Origin of the sequence: Necropsobacter massiliensis, assembly GCF_000827595.2 — a bacterium.
Lineage (GTDB): Bacteria > Pseudomonadota > Gammaproteobacteria > Enterobacterales > Pasteurellaceae > Necropsobacter > Necropsobacter massiliensis.
This window is the reverse complement of record NZ_LN776192.1, coordinates 1-21,993: the sequence shown is the minus strand read 5'-3', so window position 1 is coordinate 21,993 and position 21,993 is coordinate 1. Positions and strand designations below refer to the sequence as shown.

Sequence of the window (21,993 nt, the reverse complement as noted above, 5' to 3'; positions counted from 1 at the left end):
GTAGGTTGGATAACTAGTCTTTATGAACGATATGACGTTTTGGCTCTGACCCAAGCCACTCTACATAATAATATAGGCGACTAACGGTAGTAATATCTTTCGATAACGGATCTTGCTTTCTTACTCTTCTTAATTCCTAATCAGAGAAATTAAGTACATCAGAGTGAAGATCATACCTTATTACCGCATAAAGTTGGAAATTATCTTCCCCAACTTAGAACCAAGTTTTGAGCAACGCCCCTTTCTTGGTCTGCCTACCCTTTCAAGCTCCAAGAGCTATCAGAATAGTCGAGAGTAAGTGGCCCAAAGACCACTTACCCTTAACAGTAACTACTTGATATATAATCAGTTACTGCCATAAGTACGACAGCTTGTCACACTATTTGATAATCTTCGCTACCACGCCCGCACCAACGGTACGACCGCCTTCACGAATCGCAAAACGTAAACCTTGGTCCATCGCGATTGGGTGAATTAAGCTTACTGTCATTTTGATATTATCGCCTGGCATTACCATTTCCACGCCTTCCGGTAACTCGATAGTACCAGTTACGTCCGTAGTACGGAAGTAGAACTGTGGACGGTAGCCTTTGAAGAATGGAGTATGACGACCGCCTTCTTCTTTGGACAATACGTATACTTCAGATTCAAAATCAGTATGCGGAGTAATTGAACCCGGTTTCGCCAACACCTGACCACGTTCGATTTCTTCACGTTTGGTACCACGTAATAATGCACCGATGTTTTCACCTGCACGACCTTCGTCTAACAGTTTACGGAACATTTCAACACCGGTTACGGTTGTTTTCGCTGTCGGTTTGATACCCACGATTTCTACTTCATCACCAGTACGGATAATACCGCGTTCAACACGACCAGTGACTACCGTACCACGACCAGAGATTGAGAATACGTCTTCAATTGGCAACAAGAATGGTTGGTCGATAGCACGTTCCGGTTCAGGAATGTAAGTATCTAAGTGGTTGGCTAATTCCAGGATTTTTTCTTCCCATGCCGCATCGCCTTCCAACGCTTTTAACGCTGAACCACGTACGATTGGTGTGTCATCTCCCGGGAAGTCATATTGAGACAGCAGCTCACGCACTTCCATTTCAACCAATTCTAATAACTCTTCATCGTCCACCATGTCGCATTTGTTTAAGAATACGATGATGTACGGTACGCCTACCTGACGACCTAATAAGATGTGTTCGCGAGTTTGTGGCATCGGACCGTCAGTCGCCGCAACGACAAGAATCGCACCGTCCATCTGTGCCGCACCGGTAATCATGTTTTTCACATAGTCCGCGTGTCCCGGGCAGTCAACGTGTGCATAGTGACGTGTCGGTGTGTCGTATTCAACGTGAGAAGTGTTGATGGTGATACCGCGTGCTTTTTCTTCCGGCGCGTTATCAATCTGGTCAAATGCACGTGCCGCACCGCCGTAATGTTTGGATAATACGGTTGTGATTGCTGCGGTTAAAGTTGTTTTACCATGGTCAACGTGACCGATTGTACCCACGTTAACGTGCGGTTTTGTACGTTCAAATTTTTCTTTAGACATTGCTAATGTTTCCTTAATTGAAATTCCGCAGCGCTCAGCGCGCCACGGAGTTTTGATAAAAGATTATTTTCTACGTGCTTCGATGATAGCATCTGCCACGTTTTTCGGCGCTTCGGCATATTTCAACGGTTCCATTGAATATGAAGCGCGCCCCTGAGTTTGCGAACGCAGATCCGTCGCATAACCGAACATTTCTGAAAGCGGTACTTCAGCGTTGATCTTGGTCACAAATTCATTGCTTTCCTGACCGTTTACCATTGCACGACGACGGCTTAAGTCACCGATCACATCACCCACGTATTCCGGCGGAGTTTCCACTTCCACTTTCATGATTGGCTCAAGCAATACCGGATTGGCTTTGTTAAACGCCGCTTTAAATGCAATGGACGCAGCCAATTTAAATGCCAGTTCGGAAGAGTCCACATCATGGTATGAACCGAAGTGTAAACGAACACCAATATCCACAACCGGATAACCGGCCAACGGTCCGGATTTAAGCTGTTCCTGAATACCTTTGTCAACGGCAGGAATGTATTCGCCCGGAATGACACCGCCTTTGATTTCGTTAACAAACTCGTATCCCGGACCTTCCGGATCCAACGGATATAAGTCGATTACCACATGACCATACTGACCGCGACCACCGGATTGTTTTGCATGTTTACCTTCAACATCGTTAACACGGGTACGAATCGTTTCACGGTAAGATACCTGCGGTTTACCGATATTCGCTTCAACTTTAAATTCACGTTTCATACGGTCAACGATAATATCCAAGTGTAACTCACCCATACCGGAAATAATGGTTTCACCGGATTCTTCATCAGTATGAACACGGAATGAAGGGTCTTCCTGGGCAAGACGACCTAAAGCAAGACCCATTTTTTCTTGGTCGGCTTTAGTTTTTGGTTCCACCGCAACAGAAATAACCGGTTCTGGGAATTCCATGCGTTCAAGAATGATCGGCGCGTCTAACGCACATAACGTATCACCGGTACCGACATCTTTCAAGCCGATGGCGGCAGCAATATCACCGGCGCGAACTTCTTTAATTTCTTCACGTTTGTTCGCGTGCATCTGTACGATACGACCAAAACGTTCGCGTTTTTCTTTGACAGAGTTCAGCACAGTCGCACCGGACTCAACCACACCGGAATAAACACGGAAGAAAGTTAGGTTTCCGACAAACGGGTCTGTTGCGATTTTGAATGCCAGTGCCGCAAACGGTTCGTCATCGCTGGCATGACGTTCACCTTCGGTCTCATCCGGGTTAATTCCTTTGATTGATTCAATATCCGTTGGTGCAGGCAAGTAATCGATTACTGCATCAAGCATCGCCTGAACGCCTTTATTTTTGAATGCCGAACCACAGGTCACCAAAATGATTTCTGTTGCTAACACGCGCTGACGTAAACCGACTTTGATTTCTTCTTCGGTTAACTCTTCACCGCCGAGGTATTTTTCCATGAGTTCTTCTGAAGATTCCGCCGCCGCTTCAACAAGATTTTGACGCCATTCTTCACAAGCTTCAACCATATCTGCCGGAATGTCATCATAGGTGAAGGTCATACCCTGATCCGCTTCATTCCAGTTGATCGCTTTCATTTTGATCAGGTCAACCACGCCTTTGAAGTTTTCTTCTGCGCCAATTGGTAGCTGTAAAGGCACCGCATTACCGCCTAAGCGAGTTTTGATCTGTTCAACAACACGCAGGAAGTTTGCGCCGGTACGGTCCATTTTATTAACAAACGCGATACGAGGCACTTTATATTTGTTCGCCTGACGCCATACGGTTTCGGATTGCGGTTGAACGCCACCCACCGCACAATATACCATTACCGCGCCGTCAAGCACACGCATGGAACGTTCCACTTCAATGGTAAAGTCAACGTGTCCCGGAGTGTCGATAACGTTAATGCGGTGCTGCGGATACTGTTGTGACATACCCGACCAGAACGCCGTAGTTGCCGCAGAGGTAATAGTAATACCGCGCTCTTGTTCTTGTTCCATCCAGTCCATTGTCGCTGCACCATCGTGAACTTCGCCGATTTTGTGACTTACGCCGGTATAGAAAAGGATACGCTCAGTAGTGGTTGTTTTACCCGCATCGATATGCGCACTGATACCGATATTACGGTAAAGTGAAATAGGGGTTGTACGAGCCATTAATATTTCCTTTTTTGGAATTCAGTAAATATAAAATTTTAAATATGGATAAGGCTTCATCGCACGAATCATGAGATGAAGCCTGAAAAGCCGGTCTGCTAACCGATTACCAACGGTAATGCGCGAAGGCTTTGTTAGCTTCAGCCATACGGTGCACGTCTTCACGTTTTTTCACCGCCGCACCTTTGTTTTCAGATGCATCGGATAATTCGTTGGCTAAACGCAACGCCATGGATTTGTCACCACGTTTACGTGCGGCTTCAACAATCCAGCGCATGCCTAGTGCGTTACGGCGGGCCGGACGCACTTCAACCGGTACCTGATAAGTGGAACCGCCTACGCGACGGGATTTAACCTCAACCGTCGGACGCACGTTTTCCAGTGCGATTTCAAATGCTTCCAACGCTTCTTTGCCAGTACGTTGGGACAATGTTTCCAGCGCACCGTAAACGATAGACTCTGCGATAGATTTTTTACCGTCTATCATTAACACATTAATAAATTTCGCAAGCAATTCTGAACCGAACTTCGGATCTGGAAGAATTTTGCGAGGTTCAATACTACGACGACGTGGCATTGTAATTTCTCCGTTTTTTAATCTTCAGGATTATCCAAAACTCTGACTGGAGTTTATGGTTAATTAATAATTTAATTGACGTTTGGCCTTACTTAACGGAGAACCATTAAGCTTTTGGACGTTTAACGCCGTATTTAGAACGACCTTGTTTACGATCTTTAACGCCTGCGCAGTCCAATGCACCGCGTACAGTGTGATAACGCACACCCGGCAAGTCTTTCACACGACCGCCACGGATAAGCACAACGCTGTGCTCCTGAAGGTTATGCCCCTCACCGCCGATATAAGAGGTTACTTCGTAACCGTTGGTTAAACGAATACGGCATACTTTACGTAATGCGGAGTTCGGTTTTTTAGGTGTAGTTGTGTACACGCGAGTACACACGCCACGTTTCTGCGGGCAAGCCTCTAATGCAGGAACGTTGCTTTTTACAACCTTTTTAACACGCGGTTTGCGTACTAGCTGGTTGATTGTTGCCATTAAAAAAGCTCCAGTTTATTCATAGTTATTCATAAAAGAATGTATATTTTCTCATCTATCCACGGATAGATAGACGCAGAATTTTAATCTTGAAAACCGCTGATGTCAAGAATTACACAAAACACAGAGAAAAATGACCGCACTTTCATTTTTATAACCAAAACATCTAAACAATTCATTTTTATTTCTTTTGCCGCAATCGTTTGCGTCTTATAATTCAAATATTTCAAATCAGTATTAAAAGAGCCTCGCAATGAACTGGCAATATGTATGGAGTGCATTACCGCGTTTTTTCGACGCCGCATTAATTACGCTACAACTTTCCGTCTGGGGGATTTTGCTGTCCGTCAGCATCGGTATTATCTGCGCAGTGATCACAACATATAAAGTGCGTTATATTAATCCGCTGATTAAAGTTTATATTGAATTATCGCGCAATACACCGTTACTGATTCAAGTCTTTTTCCTGTATTTCGGGTTATCGAAAATCGGCATCAAGCTCGACGGTTTTACCTGCGCGGTGATCGGGCTGGCATTTCTGGGCGGCAGCTACATGGCGGAATCGGTACGCGGCGGTTTGGAAGCCGTTTCTAAAGGGCAGGTAGAATCTGCCCTCAGCATCGGTTTAACGCCGTTGCAAGCCTTTCGCTATGTGATTTTCCCGCAGGCTTTTGCCATCGCCAGCCCGGCAATTGGCGCCAATTGCCTGTTTTTAATCAAAGAAACTTCGGTAGTCAGTGCAATTGCCATTGCGGAACTGATGTTTATGGCGAAAGAAATTATCGGTATGGATTACAAAACCAACGAAGCATTGTTTTTGCTCGTGGTGAGCTATCTGATTATTTTACTACCGGTATCAGTCTTTATCGGCTATTTGGAACGTCGCACGCGGAGAGCAAAATATGGGGCTTAATATCTTATTTGAGGGCAATAACCCGGCGCGTTTGCTCGGCGGTCTATGGGTAACCGCTGAAATCGCCTTTGTATCGGTATTCTTCGCCTGCATTTTCGGCGTGATTTGCGGAGTGTTGATGACATTGAAATCGCGCCTGCTCAGAGCGCTGTGCCGTTTTTATCTGGAATTTGTGCGCATTATGCCGCTGTTGGTGCTGTTATTTATCACCTATTTCGGCGTGGCAACATGGTTTAACACGCATTTAAACGGCGTTACCGTCTGTATTGCGGTATTTATTTTCTGGGGTACCGCGGAAATGGGCGATCTCGTCCGCGGTGCGCTGACGTCCATTGAAAAACATCAACTGGAATCCGCTTACGCACTGGGTTTAACGCCGATACAGACATTTATCTATATTTTACTGCCGCAAAGCCTCAAACGCGTTACGCCAAGTGCGATTAACTTATTCACCCGAATGGTAAAAACCAGTTCGCTGGCAATGTTAATCGGCGTGTTGGAGGTGATCAAAGTGGGGCAACAAATCATTGAAACCTCGCTGTTTACCGAACCGTCGGCAGCGTTATGGATTTACGGCGTAATTTTCGCCCTGTATTTCATGATTTGTTATCCTTTATCGTTATTCTCGCAATATCTGGAAAACCGTTGGGAAAAATAAAGGTTAAAACATGGCATTATTAGAAATTAAAAATCTGGTTAAAAATTACGGCGAGGTTACCGCACTGAAAGGCATTAATCTATCGGTGCAAAAAGGCGAAGTGGTCGTGATTCTCGGTCCGTCAGGCTGCGGGAAAAGCACGTTGCTGCGCTGTATCAATGGCTTAGAAGAGATTCGCAGCGGTCAGCTGATCTTACAAGGCAGCGGAGAACTGGGCAAAGATATTTCTTGGGTCAAGACCCGACAGCGGATCGGCATGGTGTTTCAGAGTTATGAATTGTTTGCGCATATGTCGGTTATCGACAACATTCTGCTCGGTCCACTGAAAGTACAAAAACGCCAGCGAGCGGAGGCGGAAGCGCAGGCAGATGAACTGCTACGACGGGTCGGGCTGTTTGAGCGCAAAAACGCTTACCCGCGCGAACTGTCCGGCGGGCAGAAACAGCGCATCGCCATCGTGCGTGCGCTATGCATGAATCCGGATATTATGCTGTTTGACGAAGTGACCGCCGCGCTCGATCCGGAAATGGTGCGCGAAGTGCTGGATGTCATTCTGGGGCTTGCCAAAGACGGCATGACCATGCTTATCGTCACGCATGAAATGTCTTTTGCCCGTCAGGTTGCCGATCGCATCGTCTTTATGGACGCCGGGCAAATTATCGAACAGGAATCCCCGGCATTGTTTTTCACCAATCCGGGTACGGATCGGGCAAAAGCCTTTCTCAATATCTTAAATTACGAACCAAGAGGTACCAACTATGAACAAAACATCTAAAAAACTGACCGCACTTTTCGCTGCCGTACTGCTTGCAGCGGGTTTAACCGCCTGCGGCGATAAAGAAAACACTCAAAACAGCCAATCGGCATCCAGCGTTGCACAGTTGCAACAGGCAGGTAAAGTACGGATCGGCGTATTCAGCGATAAGCCGCCTTTCGGCTATGTGGACAGCGCGGGCAAAAGCCAAGGCTTTGATGTAGAAATCGCCAAGGCGATCGGCAAGGATTTGCTCGGTGATGAAAACAAAGTGGAATACGTACTGGTTGAGGCGGCAAACCGAGTAGAATATTTACAGGCAAACAAAGTGGATATTATTCTTGCCAACTTTACCGTAACCCCTGCGCGTCAGGAAGTGGTCGATTTTGCTAAACCTTACATGCAGGTGGCATTAGGGGTCGTCTCCAAAGACGGTGCCGTTACCGATCTCGCCCAACTTGAAGGCAAAACCCTGCTGGTCAACAAAGGCACCACTGCAGATGCGTATTTCAGTAAAAATTATCCCAATATCAAACTGCTCAAATTTGAACAAAACACCGAAACCTTTGAAGCGCTGCGCGACGGTCGCGGTGATGCACTGGCACACGACAACACGCTGCTGTTCGCATGGGCAAAAGAAAATCCGGGCTTTAGCGTCGGTATTAAAAACCTCGGTGATCAAGACTTTATCGCCCCGGCAGTGAAAAAAGGCGACAGCGCACTGCTGGAATGGCTCAATGCCGAAATCGAAAAACTGGGCAAAAACGGGGTATTAAAACAGGCGTATGACAAAACCCTACTGCCGGTTTACGGTGATACAATCAGTGAAAAAGAAGTATTGGTGGACTATCACTAACCTTGTAACTATGCCTAAAACACATTAAAAAACGACCGCACTTTTATCATGCCACATCCCCGCAAAACGGCTTAAACCTTGATGCGGGGATTTTTACGCTAATCCAATACTTTGCCTTTTAATTCTGGAATCAGGACCATTGTTGCGAGCATATCAATCACATAAATCAGTGCTAAAAATGCAATGGCGATAGAAAAAGAATACGCCGAGACAATCGCACCGACAACCACCGGACCGAATCCGCCGACGGCACGACCTAAATTAAACAGCACATTTTGTGCCGTTGCCCGTGCTTGAGTCGGATAGGCTTCCGCCATTAAGGCGCCGTAGCCGCCCATCATTCCGTTCACAAACATCCCTAGAAACGCCCCCGCGATGAGCATCGCGCTCGGATCTGTGAGCTGCGAATATGTCATAATGCTAATGACCGCGCCCAGCTGAAATAAAATAAAACTCGGTTTGCGCCCGAATCTGTCCGCCAAACGCCCGAAAATCCAGATTCCCGCCATCATGCCGCACACGGTTACTGCTGTCCAGATGCCGGATTTGGTTAAACTGAATCCGAGCTGCTTGGACAGAAAATTCGGCATCCAGATCATAATGCCGTAATAACCAAAATTCTGTACCGATGTCAGCACCACAATCCCCGCACTGATTTTAGTCGTGGCTTTATCTTTCACTAGCAATTTAAAGGCTTCCAGTCTCGACGGCTTATGTTCCGCCTGCCGAAGTGCGGTCTGTTTTTTCACAAAAACCGCCGGTTCATGCAATCTGGCCCGCAAAAACCACGCCACAAACGCCGGGAAAATACCGAGTAAAAACATGCCGCGCCAACCGATATAAGGCAGCAATAGCGGGGTGAGCAAGGCAGCCGCCAACACGCCCAGCTGCCAGCCGAGCGCAACATAAGATGCCGCTTTGGCACGGTGACGCGCCGGCCAAGCCTCTGCCGCCAGCGCCATGCCGATACCGAATTCGCCGCCCAAACCGATACCGGCGATCGTGCGGTAAATCAGCAGATCCCAATACCCCTGCGCGAAAGCACATAACCCAGTGAACAGCGCAAACAAAACGATTGTCCAAGTCAACACTCGTACACGTCCGTAGCGATCACTTAATGCGCCGAAAATAATTCCGCCGGCAACCGCTCCGATTAGCGTCCAGCTCACCAGTGAGCCCGCCTGTGCCGGAGACAGCGCCAAATCGGCGGAAATCGCCGTCAGCATAAAGCCGAGAATCAGAAGATCAAAGCCGTCCATCGCATAGCCGACGGCAGAACCGATTAAGGCTTTCCAGCCATAATTATTTACGTTGTCTGTCATAGAGAACCCTTTTGCTACTCACAGGTAGCGTTTAAAGTTAAATTTGAAAGGAGGGTTAAAAAACCGTGGCGTAGTTTAGGGGATTTATGCCTTTCTTGCAAATAAAAAACAACCCCGCGGTTTAGACGGGGTTGTATCGGCATTGAATATAACAGTGGATTATTCTACCGTTACTGCTTTAGCCAAATTACGCGGCTGATCCACATCGGTACCTTTGATTAACGCCACATGGTAGGCCAGTAACTGCATCGGCACGGTATAGAAAATTGGCGCGATAATTTCATTTACTGTCGGCATGGTGATAATTTTCATGCCCGGCGCTTCGCTGAACCCCGCTTCACGGTCGGCAAATACATACAGCTGACCGCCTCGAGCGCGCACTTCTTCAATATTGGATTTCACTTTTTCCAATAACTCATTGGTCGGCGCCACCACGATAACCGGCATATCCGCATCAATCAACGCCAACGGACCATGTTTCAATTCACCGGCAGCATAGGCTTCTGCATGAATATAAGAAATTTCTTTTAACTTCAGTGCCGCTTCCATGGCAATCGGATAATATTCGCCGCGTCCTAAAAATAGCGCGTGGCTTTTCTCAGCGAAATCTTCCGCCAGCTTTTCAATATCCTGATCGAAGACCAATGCTTTTTCAATTTCAGCCGGTATGGATTGCAGCGCCTTAACGATTTCACGTTCTTTCTCGCTGGAAATATGACCGTTTAATTTCCCGATTGCGGTCACTAACATTAACATCGCCGCTAACTGGGTAGTGAACGCTTTGGTGGAAGCCACGCCGATTTCCACCCCGGCACGGGTCATAAAGGCCAGATCCGATTCGCGTACCAGAGAAGAACCGGCAACATTACAAATCGTCAGCGCCGCCATATAGCCTTTTTGTTTGGCCAAACGCAGTGCCGCCAGCGTATCCGCCGTTTCCCCCGACTGCGACAGCGTTATCAGTAGGCTATTCGGACGGGTGACGAAGTTGCGGTAACGAAATTCTGAGGCGATTTCTACATCACAACTCACGCCAGCTAACGCTTCAAACCAATAACGCGCCACCATGCCCGAGTTATAGGAGGTTCCGCAAGCAACGATTTGCACATGCTGCACATTTTCCAAAATGGTTTTTGCGCCGTTGCCGATACTTTCCACAATCACATTATCATGGCTGATACGCCCTTCCATGGTATTAATTAGTGCGGTCGGCTGTTCAAAAATTTCTTTTTGCATAAAATGACGGAATTTGCCTTTTTCGGCGGCGTCATTTTCCAGATTGGACTCATGCACTTCGCGTTCGACTTTATGTCCGTCGGCGTCATACACCTCAACGGAACGACGGGTAATTTCTGCAATATCGCCCTCTTCCAAGAAAATAAAACGACGGGTAACGCTTAACAGCGCCAGCTGATCGGAGGCAAGGAAATTTTCACCAATACCGAAACCGATCACCAACGGGCTGCCAGAACGCGCCGCAACCAAACGGCTTGGGTCTTCACTGTTCATCACCACCATGCCGTAAGCACCGCTTAGCTGGGCGACCACTTTCTGCACCGCTTCCAACAAACTGCCCGCAGTCCGCATTTCCCAGTTCACCAAGTGGGCAATCACTTCCGTATCGGTCTGCGATAAAAATTCATAACCGCGCGCCACCAATGCACTGCGTAATTCCTCATGATTTTCAATAATACCGTTATGTACCACCGCAAAAGTGCCAGATACATGCGGGTGCGCATTGGCTTCCGACGGCTCGCCGTGTGTCGCCCAGCGAGTATGTGCAATTCCCGTGCCGCCGATTAAAGAATTTTTCTCAACCGCCTCGTCCAATGCTTTTACTTTGCCTAAACAACGCACCCGTTGCAATTCATGTTGTTGGTTAACAACCGCGACACCCGCCGAATCATAGCCACGATATTCCAATCGATGTAACCCGTTAATTAAAATTTCAGCCACATCACGCTGTGCCACCGCACCGACAATACCACACATAACTTTTCCTTTATTGATCAAAAAATACTTAATTTCAGACCGCACTTACACAGATAACTTCCGTGCCGTGCATTGCGATCGCCTGTTTGTTTTCGTTGCTCAGCAGATCGTCTGTAATCAAAATGTCGATCTGCTGCCAAGTTAATTCCAGATTCGGCATTTTTCTGCCGATTTTATGGGATTCCACCATCACGATGACTTCACGTGACACCTCCGCCATCACCTGACTTAATCCGACCAGTTCATTGAACGTTGTCGTGCCTCTTTCCAGATCAATACCGTCCGCGCCGATAAACAGCTGATCAAAGTTATAAGAACGCAGCACCTGTTCTGCCACCTTGCCCTGAAAAGACTCGGAGCGAGTATCCCAAGTGCCACCAGTCATCAACAAGGTCGGTTCGTTTTCCAAGGCGCGCAACTCGGTTGCCACCGACAAGGAATTGGTCATCACCACTAATCCCTGTTTCTTATTCAGTTGCTTAATCAGCGCCGCCGTGGTGCTGCCGCTATCCACAATAATTCGGTTATGATCGCAAATACGTTCCGCCGCCGCTTTGGCAATAGACAACTTTCGTTTCGAAAGCACTTCTTCCTGCGGTTCTTCAATCAATTCGTTCGGCATTAAAATCGCGCCACCGTAACGGCGCAATAGAAACCCGTTATTTTCAAGTGCGGTCAGATCTTTGCGAATAGTCACTTCAGAGGTTTCAAACAACTGTACCAGGCGTTCAACACTGACTTCGCCCTGTTCCTGCAACAACTGCATAATCATATGTCGGCGCTGCTGCGAGTTGCGTTGCTGGAAGTTTCGTTTCATTAAAAATCCTCAGAATAAGTTTCGGTTCGAAATACTACAGAAATTTTTACCCACTGTAAACCTCTTTTTGCTACGGCGAATAAATTCATGCCAATAAAAAACCCTGCATCAGCGCAGGGTTTTAGGAAGAAAACGTAAATACGATTATTTAACAGAATCTTTTAATGCTTTACCAGCAACAAAGGCCGGTACTTTGGAGGCAGCGATTTGGATTTCGGCACCGGTCTGCGGATTGCGACCTGTACGCGCTTTACGCTCATTGACTTTAAATGTACCAAAGCCGATTAATTGTACAGGATCACCTGCTTTTAAGCTACCAGCAATAGCGTCTAATGTCGCTTCTAATGCCGCTTTAGCTTGTTTTTTGTTTAATTCTGCTGCATTTGCAATAGCATCAATTAAATCCGTTTTGTTCATAAATTAGTACCTTCTATTTCTATTCAATTTTCAATAGCGTCAGGTTAAACTCCTAATCTCCTGACGCCAGAACCACTGTAATCACAGTGGAGTAAAGCATAATCTAAGTTTTGTTTAAAGCAAAGCAATATATCTAAAAATTGTAATACAAATCACATTATCGCTCAATTTCTATACCGATATTAGAGATTCCCACCGCTCTTAACTCATTTTTTAATGCCAAAATCAGCGCAACATCACGTTCTTCACACTCGTTCAGGCTACGATAAATCTGCCATTGCACGTCCAGCTCTTCTTCGATTTGCTGATTTTCCTTCAGTTCCTGTGCGGAAAATTCCCGTTCCGCCTGCGTTTCCAGCACACCGATTAAGGTTTGTAACGAAAGCCGACTGAGTTTGACCGCCTGCTCAGCGGTCGTTCCGGCAATAATGGCATGCAGCAGTTCGGCCAATCCTTCGCAGGCATCCAGTGCGGGAACCACGCCGTAAAACGCATAATCATTGACATCGGGAATAATCGGTTCCAGCTTTTCCAGCTGATTTTCAAAGTTAATGTTCGCCCCTTTCACCGTCAGATATTCCCAAACCAGATTTAAAATATTGCGGTAGAGTCCGGCATGTTGCGGCTGTTGCGTCATCTGACAAAACAGCTGAAAATTCGGGTACATACGTTCGCACAGGCAAGCCATAAACGTAATATGCTGCCAGCTTTCGAATTTTTCTAATCGCTTATGGATTGGATTTCGCATAAATTTCTACCGCACTTTATTTTGATGATAAGGTTGAGAATAGCGATGCACGGCATCGACCAATATTTTCGGGCTCTCACTTGGCACATCCTGATGAATGCCATGTCCCAGATTAAAGACATGACCGGCGCCTTCACCGAAATCCGCCAAAATGCGTTGCACTTCCTCTTCAATCCGCTCCGCCGGCGCATATAACACACAAGGGTCCATATTACCTTGCAATGCCACTTTATGCCCAATACGCGCTCTGGCTTCGGTCAGATTTACCGTCCAGTCCAGCCCGACCGCATCACAGCCGGTTTCCGCAATCGCCTCCAGCCACAACCCGCCGCCTTTGGTGAACAAGGTTACCGGCACTTTCCGCCCGTCATGCTCGCGAATCAGATTATCCACAATGCGGTGCATATATTGCAGAGAAAACTCTCGGTATTCGCGCGCAGCCAAAACACCGCCCCAAGTATCGAAAATCATGACTGCCTGCGCGCCAGCTTTAATTTGCGCATTCAGATAAAGGCTGACAGCGTGCGCCAGTTTATCCAATAATTGATGCAATAAGTGCGGTTCGCAATACAACATTTTTTTGATTATGCCGAACGTTTTGCTGCTTCCGCCCTCCACCATATAAGTGGCCAACGTCCAAGGACTGCCGGAAAAACCGATCAACGGCACCGCACCGTTCAGTTCGCGCCGAATGGTACGCACGGCATTCATCACATACTGCAATTCCTGCTCCGGATCGGGAATTGGCAAATGCTCCACCGCTCGCCGGGAATCAATCGGGCGGGCGAATTTCGGCCCTTCACCGGCGCCGAAACTCAAGCCCAGCCCCATGGCGTCAGGCACAGTCAAAATATCGGAGAATAAAATCGCCGCATCCAGCGCATAGCGGCGTAAAGGTTGCAGCGTAACTTCACAAGCTAAATCGGCATCGCGGCAAAGCGCCATAAAATCCCCCGCTTGCCCCCGCGTTGCGCGGTATTCCGGCAGATAACGCCCTGCCTGACGCATCATCCAGACCGGCGTCATATCCACCGGTTCGCGCAACAGCGCTTTTAAATAACGATCATTTTTGAGTATTGTCATGGTATTTTAGTCACATAAATTAATCATAAACGCACACAGGCCGCACTTCGCCGATAAACGCCTTACTCCGCTGCCCGTTTACAGATTTCCAGCGTGGCACGAATCAACTTTAATGCAATGGTGCCTTCCGGTGGTAATTGCGGCAACGGCTGATCATAACGGAACCATTGCGCGTCACACAATTCGGTTTCCTGTACGCGAATATCGCCGCTGTCAAAATCGGCTAAAAAACCGACCATTTGCGAATTGGGAAACGCCCACGGTTGGCTGCCGAAATAGCGGATATTTTTCACTTTAATGCCAGTTTCTTCAAAAACTTCGCGCTGCACGGTTTGTTCAAAGGTTTCACCAACTTCCACAAAGCCTGCCAAAGTCGTGTACATGCCGTCGCGGTGACGCTGATGATTGGCCAGCAGAATTTCCGTTCCGCGCCGCACCGCCACAATAATGGACGGACAAATCACCGGATAAGTACGATATCCGCATCGTTCATTTACGCACTGAACCGCCCATTCGTCTTCAGTAATGCGGGTTTTGGCTCCACACTTGCCACAGAATCGGTGAGTGCGGAAAAAATGATTTAACTCGACGCCACGCCCCAATAAATTAAAAGTCCGCTCGGGCAAATAAAGCTGATCGCGCAAAGAAAAATAAGCGCGCGAATCATCTTCCGTTGCGCTTTCTTCCACCAGCCACAAGGGCTGCTGCTCCAGCGCGCCGATCACCATCGCATTCAATCCCTGCAAACCGAATGCGGCGGCTTTGCCGTAAGGTAAGGTATTTTCAATTAAATGAAGGGTTGAACCTCGGGTTAGTAACCAAAATCCGCTGTCGTCAGGTTGTATCGGTTTCATTGCCTCACCTTAAAAAATCAGTAAAAAATAACCGCACTTTATGCAAAAAAGTGCGGTTATTATAAAGTGATTCCTGCATTTTAGCGAATAAATAAAACGCTACGCACGGATTAGACCAGAAAAACAGAGAGAAACGCCGTCCCTCTGTTGTTTTGGATGCCGATTACCACTGATAGCCGATACTTGCCGCTGCGCCGGTATCGCCACGGGTATTGGTGTTAATGCTGAATTTAACGCCCATTTTGCCGTTATCCGATAAGCGCGAATAACCAATGGCAACGGCACTTTCACCGCGATAAGCTCCTGCACCGGCGGAAACCATGGAACGTCCCGGCAAAGTGGCATGATACAGACCGGCGCTCGCCAACGCACCGGCAATACCGCCGCGCAGGTCTTTGTCCACCTTATTGATGTGGTTGCCGATATTGTTCACTGCGCTGTCAAGCTGACCTTTATTTACCGCATCGGTCGGGTTCACACCCGGCGCGACGTGAGTAATTGTCGCATTGTTAACATTAACGTTTGCACCGCCACGGGCGTCTGTCTCCAGACTGACTTTGGTGTTACCGTGAGAAATTGAGCTGATACCACTCAGATCGCCTTCGACACTCACCTGATAAGCCGTTCCCTTGGCGCTGCTTGTGGTGGTAACTTTCACATTGTTACCCGCCGTTACGCTGGTTTTGCTAGCGTTCAACTGTTTGACAGTCGCGGCATCATTATCTTTCACGCCGTCTCGTATATTTGAAATCGTCGTATTCGCCGCATTGATGCCCGATTTGGTGACGCTCGGACCGCCCTGAACGGTTAACCCGTCATTGCTGATCTTCGTCTCACCAACAGTAACGGAACCGTCTTTAGTCAGGTTAACGTCTTTCGCCAACTGAACCGTTAAAGTATCGGAACCGTTCGCTTTCACATTGATATTACCGGATGCGCTGGTAAATTTATCGGCCGCGGCTTTATCCACACCTTCGCCGACAATATTCACCTGCGTATTCAATTTATGCGTATTCGTCACGCCGTTATTGCCGGCAAACTTCAAGCCGTCATCCATCGTTGCGATTTCACGAGTAACACTACTGCCGTCGGTATAAACGATACGCGTTGCCGCCGAACCGTCCGCAACAGGCTGACCGTCTTTGACCTGAATCGTCGCTGCCGCACCCTGTCTGCCATCAGCACCTTTCGCACCGGTTAAACCGATTGAACCGTCCTTACCGTTCAATACCACGCTTGCGCCGTCTTTGCCTTGCGCGCCGATCACCCCATCAACGCCGTCAGCACCGTTACGACCTGCAATCACAGTGCCATTACCGGAAACATGCACGCCGTCTTTGCCATCGGTGCCTTTCACCCCGATTGTACCTGCCTGACCGTCTTTACCGTTTACCGACACTTCACCGGCCAAGCCAACTTCCAGTGCACTATCGGTCTTATTGGCAGTTACGGTAACGCCGTCTTTACCCTTGATCTGAATAGTTTTGCCCAGATCCTGTTTCACTTCGGTACCGTTGTCATCCTTCAGCCCAAAACCACCGTTACCGTCTGCGGAAGAAAGTGTATTCACTACCTCTTTCAGATCACTCACGTTAACGCCGTTACCGAGCATGCTGCCTGTGGCATCGCGTAATTTTATCTGATTACCGTTGCTGTCTTTCAGACCGCTATCGAGGTTGGTAATCTGTTTATTGCCGACATTAATACCGCTCTTCGTTACACTCGGCCCACCTGCGATAGTCAATCCGTTGTTATTCAAGGTGGTATCGCCTACTGTCACCGAACCGTCTTGAGTCAGATTAAGATCTTTCGCCAACTGAACCGTTAAGGTGCTTGAACCATCGGCTTTTACATTGATATTGCCCGCCGCACTAGCAAAGTTTTCTGATGCGGTTTTATCCACACCTTCCCCGATAATATTTACTTTACTATTCAGTTTGTGGACATTAACCACCTCATTATTACCGGTGAAATTCAAGCCGTCGTTTAAAGTCGCCACGGTTTCTTGAGCGCCGTTCGGTTTTTCATACAGGATGCGGGTTTTGCTTTCACCGTTCGCACCGTCATTGCCGTCTAAACCAGCTGCACCGTTTACCACGCGAATACTTGCCGAAGCGCCGTCAGTGCCGTCCTCACCTTTCGGACCAGTTAAGCCGATTGAACCGTCCTTACCGTTCAACACCACGCTTGCACCGTCTTTACCTTGCGCGCCGATCGCCCCATCGACGCCGTCGGCACCGTCGCGACCGGCAATCACGGTACCGTTACCGGACAGGCTCACACCGTCTTTACCGTCGGCACCTTTCACTCCGATAGCACCGTCTTTGCCGTCTTTACCGTTGACGGAGACCTCACCGGCCAAACCGACTTCCAATGCGCTATCGGTCTTATTGGCAGTCACGGTAACGCCGTCTTTGCCCTTGATCTGAATAGTTTTGCCCAGATCCTGCTTGACTGCGATGCCGTTATCATCAGTGAGACCGAAACCGCCGTTGCTATCCGCAGAAGTAATATTATTTACTGCTTCTTTTAGATCCGCGACGTTCACGCCGTTATTCAGCATATCACCAGTGGCATTGGCTAATGCTACTTTGTTGTTATTACCATCTTTCAGACCGCTATCTAAATTGGTAATTTGTTTATGATTAACGTTAATACCGTCTTTCGTAATACTCGGACCATGATTAATGATTAAACCGCTATCACTTAAAACCGCATCGCCGGTAGTCACGCTGGTAAATGTCGGATTCTCGGCAATTTTAACAACAAGCTCACCATTTTCGCTATCTACGCGTACATTGGCTGAAGAAGCAACAACTTCATTTGCTAGCGAGCCGGCAACTTTTAGCGTTTGTCCCAGCTGTTTCTTGATGACCTCACCCTGATTGCCAGCAAACTTCAAACCGTCTTCTAAGGTCGCAACCTGATACGGGTTACCGTCTTTATCGGTATAAACGATACGGGTCAGGCTGTCACCGTCTTGACCGTTAATGCCCGATTGACCGTTTTGTACCGTAATATTCGCCGAAGCGCCGTCAGTGCCGTCCGTCCCTTTCGGACCGGTTAAACCGATAGTTCCGTTTGTACCATCCAGACCGATCTTACCGTCCTTGCCGTTTTTACCGCCGATGGTCAGATTTTCATTTAAAGCGAAAGTCACGTTATTGTTCGCTTTCGTGATCACAATATTGCCGTCTTTATTCGCTAAATCCACGGTAGCATTCGGCGCAACATTAGAACTGTCAGTACTGTTCACCGTCAGGTTCCAACCAGCGGTTGCGGTTGCATTGATCGCATCCAGCTGATCTTTATTTACCGCATCAGTGCCGTTTACCCCTGGTGCAACGTGAGTAATCACTTTATTTCCCGCATTGACACCGCTCTTTGTGATACTCGGACCGTTTGTAATGGTTAACCCATTATTTGTCATAACAGAATCACCGAGAGTCACTGAACCTGTTGCGGTCAGGTTAAGATCTTTCGCCAGCTGAACCGTTAAGGTGCTTGAGCCGTCGGCTTTTACATTGATATTGCCCGCCGCACTAGCAAAGTTTTCTGATGCGGTTTTATCCACACCTTCCCCGATAATATTTATTTTACTGTTCAGTTTGTGGGCATTAACCACCTCGTTATTACCTGTAAAGTTCAGACCGTCGTTTAAAGTCGCCACGGTTTCTTGAGCGCCGTTCGGTTTTTCATACAGGATGCGGGTTTTGCTTTCACCGTTCGCACCGTCATTGCCGTCTAAACCAGCTGCACCATTTACCACGCGAATACTTGCCGAAGCGCCGTCAGTGCCGTCCTCACCTTTCGGACCGATTAAGCCGATTGAACCGTCCTTACCGTTCAACACCACGCTTGCACCGTCTTTGCCTTGCGCGCCGATCACCCCATCAACGCCGTCGGCACCATTGCGACCGGCAATCACGGTACCGTTACCGGACAGGCTCACACTGTCTTTACCGTCGGCATCTTTCACCCCGATAGCACCATCTTTGCCGTCTTTACTGTTTACCGACACCTCACCGGCTAACGCCACTTCTAGGGCTTTGTTCACGGTATCGGCAGTGACCGTTACACCGTCTTTACCCTTGATCTGAATAGTTTTGCCCAGATCCTGTTTGACTGCGGTGCCGTTATCATCAGTGAGACCGAAGCCGCCGCCGTTTTGTGCCGAAGTGAGATTGCTGACCGAGTTTTTCAGATCGCCGACATTCACTGCATTTTTCAACACATCACCGCTCGCTTCAGTCAATTTTACAATATCGCCGTCAGCTGTTTGTAACCCGCTACCAATATTGTTAATTTGTTTTGCCGCACCGTTAATACCGCTTTTTGTAATACTTGGACCGCCAGTAATCGTCAACCCATTATCACTTAAGCGTGAATCACCGGTCGTTACGGTTGTAAAGCTTGGGTTCTCAGCAATTTTAACCACCAACTTACCGTTTTCACTATCAATACGGATATTGTTAGCCGAAGCCGTTGCGTTGTTAGCTAAAGCACCGACAACGTCTAAGGTCTCGCCCAATTGTTTCGCAATCGTATCACCCTGATTGCCGGCAAACTTCAAACCGTCTTCTAAGGTTGCAACTTGATGCGGCTTACCGTCTTTATCGGTATAAACGATACGGGTCAGGCTGTCACCGTCTTGACCGTTAATGCCCGATTGACCGTTTTGTACCGTAATATTCGCCGAAGCGCCGTCAGCACCGTCCGCCCCTTTCGGACCGGTTAAACCGATAGTTCCGTTTGTACCATCCAGACCGATCTTACCGTCCTTGCCGTTTTTACCGCCGATGGTCAGATTTTCATTTAAAGCGAAAGTCACGTTATTGTTTGCTTTCGTGATCACAATATTGCCGTCTTTATTCGCTAAATCCACGGTAGCATTCGGCGCAACATTAGAACTGTCAGTACTGTTCACCGTCAGGTTCCAACCAGCGGTTGCAGTTGCATTGATCGCATCCAGCTGATCTTTATTTACCGCATCAGTGCCGTTCTCGCCCGCTTTAACACGCGTAATAATTTGATCACCAGCATCAATGCCTGACTTAGTGATATTCGGTCCATTCTGAATGGTTAATCCCTTATCGCTTAATGTCGTATCTCCGGTTGTAACGGTGGTAAAGGTCGGAGCTGTCGTAGTAGCGATACTGATCGTATTACCTGTTTGGGTAAGATTGATATTGTTACCGCCGTCAAGCGTCACAACAGCGCCCATACCCACTTTTGATTCGGACTTACCAGTGGTATTTCCCGATGTGGTGAGCGTCCAGCCTTTAGCCACTTCCGTATTTAAATTGGTCACATTCTGGTTAGTTTGATATAACTGGCTACCGTTCACCGCCTCAGTTGAACTTGCCGATACTTCACCGGCAGTAACATTGGTGATCTTCTTATCGCCAGCATCAATACCGGATTTAACTATACGCGGACCGCCTGAAATCGTTAATCCCTGATTATTCATCACTACATCACCGATAATAACCGAACCGGCATTGCCTAAATTCAAGGTGTTATTCAGGTTCACGGCAATCTTGCCGTCAGTCACGATCGTATTAAGATTCGTGTTACCGCCCACAATCTCAATTTTGTCACCTAATTGTTTGGTTACATTTTGTCCGTCTTCAGCTTGCAAACCAAAACCACCATTCACTTTCGTATTCAGATTTGTGATATTTTGATTGGTCGCATTCAGCTGGCTGAAATTCACCGCATCATTATCTGAGGTGCCGTTAGCTACATTGGTGATCTTCTGGCTGCCCGCGCTAATACCGTCTGTGTTTACTTGAACGTTACCAATTGTTAAACCGCTTGTATTAAAGACATTACCGCCCGCAGTTACGCTCTCTACCGTAATATTTTTCGCCAATGATAAGCCCACACCATTTTTTGTTGTGGTACTAATGATATTGCTATCACCGGCAACGGCTAATTCATCCCCTAAAGCATAAGTATTATTAGTGGTGCCGTTGCCAAATTTCAGCCCTTTATCGACCGCACTTTTCGCATCAACACCTTGAGTAATATTGGCTTTTGTCGTATCAGACAAATCAACCGCATATTCGGTCACATTATTGGCTTTTTCCGTCGACTTAACAGTTATTGCCTCCGAGGCATTGAGCACTGTTGCCGCATTGGCATTAATGGTGTAAGTTGTCACGCCATTTTCTGCCTGCTGAGAAGTAATATTGGTATTATTCCCTGCGTTTAATAGAACTGTTGCAGCGGTCAGTTGTGCCATGGTTACCGCATCATACAACTCTGTGCCATTAGCTACATTAGTGATTTTTTGATGACCCGCATCAATACCTGTTGCTGCAACTTTCACATCACCAACGGTCAAACCGCTTGTATTCAAGACATTACCGCCCGCTGTCACGCTGCTAACCGTAATATTATCCGCCAAGCTCAGTTTCACCCCGCCATCAACAGTTTCACTGACAAGGTTATTGTTGCCTGCTGTGACATTTAATGTATCGCCTAATTGATACTGTTTAGCTTTCGTACCGTTACCAAACTGAATGCCTTTTGCGATATTTTCTGCATTTTTACTAATATCCTGGGCATTATTGCTCACATTTGTATTAGTCGCATTTAAATCGTTTTTCACGGTATTAATCGCATTGGTATTATTAGTGATATTTTGCGTATTGTTTGCTACGGTTGCATTTGTCGCGTTTAAACCATCTTTTACAGTATTAATCGCATTGGCATTATTGGTGATATTCTGTGCATTATTTGCCACATTTGCATTAGTGGCATTTAACTGGCTGAGATTCACCGCA

General features: G+C 47.5%; 16 protein-coding genes. 4 read left to right on the top strand and 12 right to left on the bottom strand.

The features are described 5' to 3' along the window. Window positions 1-379 precede the first annotated feature (379 nt). From tuf to rpsL, 4 genes are all read right to left on the bottom strand, one after another. A complete protein-coding gene (tuf, locus tag BN3349_RS10540; protein WP_040976866.1) occupies window positions 380-1,564 on the bottom strand; it encodes an elongation factor Tu in 1,185 nt (394 codons plus the stop codon). Between the two features lie 63 nt (window positions 1,565-1,627). Next, window positions 1,628-3,730, bottom strand: coding sequence for an elongation factor G (gene fusA / locus BN3349_RS10535; RefSeq protein ID WP_040977344.1), 2,103 nt, complete (start codon window positions 3,728-3,730; stop codon window positions 1,628-1,630). 106 nt (window positions 3,731-3,836) lie between these two features. Beyond that, window positions 3,837-4,307, bottom strand: a complete 471-nt coding sequence (rpsG, locus tag BN3349_RS10530) for a 30S ribosomal protein S7 (RefSeq protein ID WP_032093897.1) — start codon at window positions 4,305-4,307, stop codon at window positions 3,837-3,839. 106 nt (window positions 4,308-4,413) lie between these two features. Continuing rightward, window positions 4,414-4,788 (bottom strand): 30S ribosomal protein S12, encoded by a 375-nt coding sequence (gene rpsL / locus BN3349_RS10525; protein ID WP_013745731.1) that lies wholly within the window; start codon window positions 4,786-4,788, stop codon window positions 4,414-4,416. Window positions 4,789-5,041: 253 nt separating this feature from the next. Between rpsL and BN3349_RS10520 the strand changes: the two genes are divergently transcribed. From BN3349_RS10520 to BN3349_RS10505, 4 genes are read left to right on the top strand one after another with little or no spacing between them, the layout of a single operon-like run. After that, complete coding sequence (locus tag BN3349_RS10520; RefSeq protein ID WP_040977338.1) at window positions 5,042-5,701, top strand: amino acid ABC transporter permease; 660 nt, start codon at window positions 5,042-5,044, stop codon at window positions 5,699-5,701. Further along, window positions 5,691-6,359 (top strand): amino acid ABC transporter permease, encoded by a 669-nt coding sequence (locus tag BN3349_RS10515; protein WP_040977336.1) that lies wholly within the window; start codon window positions 5,691-5,693, stop codon window positions 6,357-6,359. Before BN3349_RS10520 ends, BN3349_RS10515 begins: the two co-directional genes overlap by 11 nt. A gap of 10 nt (window positions 6,360-6,369) precedes the next feature. Further along, window positions 6,370-7,134, top strand: a complete 765-nt coding sequence (locus tag BN3349_RS10510; RefSeq protein WP_040977335.1) for an amino acid ABC transporter ATP-binding protein — start codon at window positions 6,370-6,372, stop codon at window positions 7,132-7,134. Continuing rightward, entirely contained in the window at window positions 7,118-7,969 is an 852-nt protein-coding gene (locus tag BN3349_RS10505) for a cysteine ABC transporter substrate-binding protein (protein WP_040977333.1), read from the top strand. The genes BN3349_RS10510 and BN3349_RS10505 overlap by 17 nt, the downstream gene beginning before the upstream one ends. Before the next feature lie 98 nt (window positions 7,970-8,067). On the opposite strand, the gene BN3349_RS10500 is transcribed toward BN3349_RS10505, so the two are convergent. From BN3349_RS10500 to BN3349_RS12075, 8 genes are all read right to left on the bottom strand, one after another. After that, window positions 8,068-9,291, bottom strand: a complete 1,224-nt coding sequence (locus BN3349_RS10500; protein ID WP_040977332.1) for an MFS transporter — start codon at window positions 9,289-9,291, stop codon at window positions 8,068-8,070. A 159-nt stretch (window positions 9,292-9,450) separates the two neighbouring features. Further along, window positions 9,451-11,283, bottom strand: coding sequence for a glutamine--fructose-6-phosphate transaminase (isomerizing) (gene glmS / locus BN3349_RS10495; protein ID WP_040977331.1), 1,833 nt, complete (start codon window positions 11,281-11,283; stop codon window positions 9,451-9,453). 34 nt (window positions 11,284-11,317) lie between these two features. After that, window positions 11,318-12,100 carry a DeoR/GlpR family DNA-binding transcription regulator gene (locus BN3349_RS10490; RefSeq protein ID WP_040977330.1) on the bottom strand — a complete coding sequence of 261 codons (783 nt, stop codon included), beginning with the start codon at window positions 12,098-12,100 and terminating at the stop codon, window positions 11,318-11,320. Window positions 12,101-12,244: 144 nt separating this feature from the next. Then, window positions 12,245-12,517, bottom strand: a complete 273-nt coding sequence (gene hbs / locus BN3349_RS10485; RefSeq protein ID WP_032108154.1) for a non-specific DNA-binding protein Hbs — start codon at window positions 12,515-12,517, stop codon at window positions 12,245-12,247. 157 nt (window positions 12,518-12,674) lie between these two features. Beyond that, window positions 12,675-13,265: a YjaG family protein gene (locus tag BN3349_RS10480; protein ID WP_040977329.1), complete on the bottom strand. Its 591-nt coding sequence runs from the start codon at window positions 13,263-13,265 to the stop codon at window positions 12,675-12,677. Between the two features lie 6 nt (window positions 13,266-13,271). Next, window positions 13,272-14,348 (bottom strand): uroporphyrinogen decarboxylase, encoded by a 1,077-nt coding sequence (hemE, locus tag BN3349_RS10475; RefSeq protein ID WP_040977328.1) that lies wholly within the window; start codon window positions 14,346-14,348, stop codon window positions 13,272-13,274. A 62-nt stretch (window positions 14,349-14,410) separates the two neighbouring features. Beyond that, on the bottom strand, window positions 14,411-15,202 hold the full coding sequence (gene nudC / locus BN3349_RS10470) for an NAD(+) diphosphatase (protein ID WP_040977327.1): 792 nt from the start codon (window positions 15,200-15,202) through the stop codon (window positions 14,411-14,413). 163 nt (window positions 15,203-15,365) lie between these two features. Continuing rightward, window positions 15,366-21,953 (bottom strand): YadA-like family protein, encoded by a 6,588-nt coding sequence (locus tag BN3349_RS12075; RefSeq protein ID WP_245853813.1) that lies wholly within the window; start codon window positions 21,951-21,953, stop codon window positions 15,366-15,368. Window positions 21,954-21,993 lie beyond the last annotated feature (40 nt).

Excerpts from the sequence above, each read along its gene's own strand:
- tuf (WP_040976866.1), bottom strand. The coding sequence starts at position 1,564 with ATGTCTAAAGAAAAATTTGAACGTACAAAACCGCACGTTAACGTGGGT.
- fusA (WP_040977344.1), bottom strand. The coding sequence starts at position 3,730 with ATGGCTCGTACAACCCCTATTTCACTTTACCGTAATATCGGTATCAGT.
- rpsG (WP_032093897.1), bottom strand. The coding sequence starts at position 4,307 with ATGCCACGTCGTCGTAGTATTGAACCTCGCAAAATTCTTCCAGATCCG.
- rpsL (WP_013745731.1), bottom strand. The coding sequence starts at position 4,788 with ATGGCAACAATCAACCAGCTAGTACGCAAACCGCGTGTTAAAAAGGTT.
- BN3349_RS10520 (WP_040977338.1), top strand. The coding sequence starts at position 5,042 with ATGAACTGGCAATATGTATGGAGTGCATTACCGCGTTTTTTCGACGCC.
- BN3349_RS10515 (WP_040977336.1), top strand. The coding sequence starts at position 5,691 with ATGGGGCTTAATATCTTATTTGAGGGCAATAACCCGGCGCGTTTGCTC.
- BN3349_RS10510 (WP_040977335.1), top strand. The coding sequence starts at position 6,370 with ATGGCATTATTAGAAATTAAAAATCTGGTTAAAAATTACGGCGAGGTT.
- BN3349_RS10505 (WP_040977333.1), top strand. The coding sequence starts at position 7,118 with ATGAACAAAACATCTAAAAAACTGACCGCACTTTTCGCTGCCGTACTG.
- BN3349_RS10500 (WP_040977332.1), bottom strand. The coding sequence starts at position 9,291 with ATGACAGACAACGTAAATAATTATGGCTGGAAAGCCTTAATCGGTTCT.
- glmS (WP_040977331.1), bottom strand. The coding sequence starts at position 11,283 with ATGTGTGGTATTGTCGGTGCGGTGGCACAGCGTGATGTGGCTGAAATT.
- BN3349_RS10490 (WP_040977330.1), bottom strand. The coding sequence starts at position 12,100 with ATGAAACGAAACTTCCAGCAACGCAACTCGCAGCAGCGCCGACATATG.
- hbs (WP_032108154.1), bottom strand. The coding sequence starts at position 12,517 with ATGAACAAAACGGATTTAATTGATGCTATTGCAAATGCAGCAGAATTA.
- BN3349_RS10480 (WP_040977329.1), bottom strand. The coding sequence starts at position 13,265 with ATGCGAAATCCAATCCATAAGCGATTAGAAAAATTCGAAAGCTGGCAG.
- hemE (WP_040977328.1), bottom strand. The coding sequence starts at position 14,348 with ATGACAATACTCAAAAATGATCGTTATTTAAAAGCGCTGTTGCGCGAA.
- nudC (WP_040977327.1), bottom strand. The coding sequence starts at position 15,202 with ATGAAACCGATACAACCTGACGACAGCGGATTTTGGTTACTAACCCGA.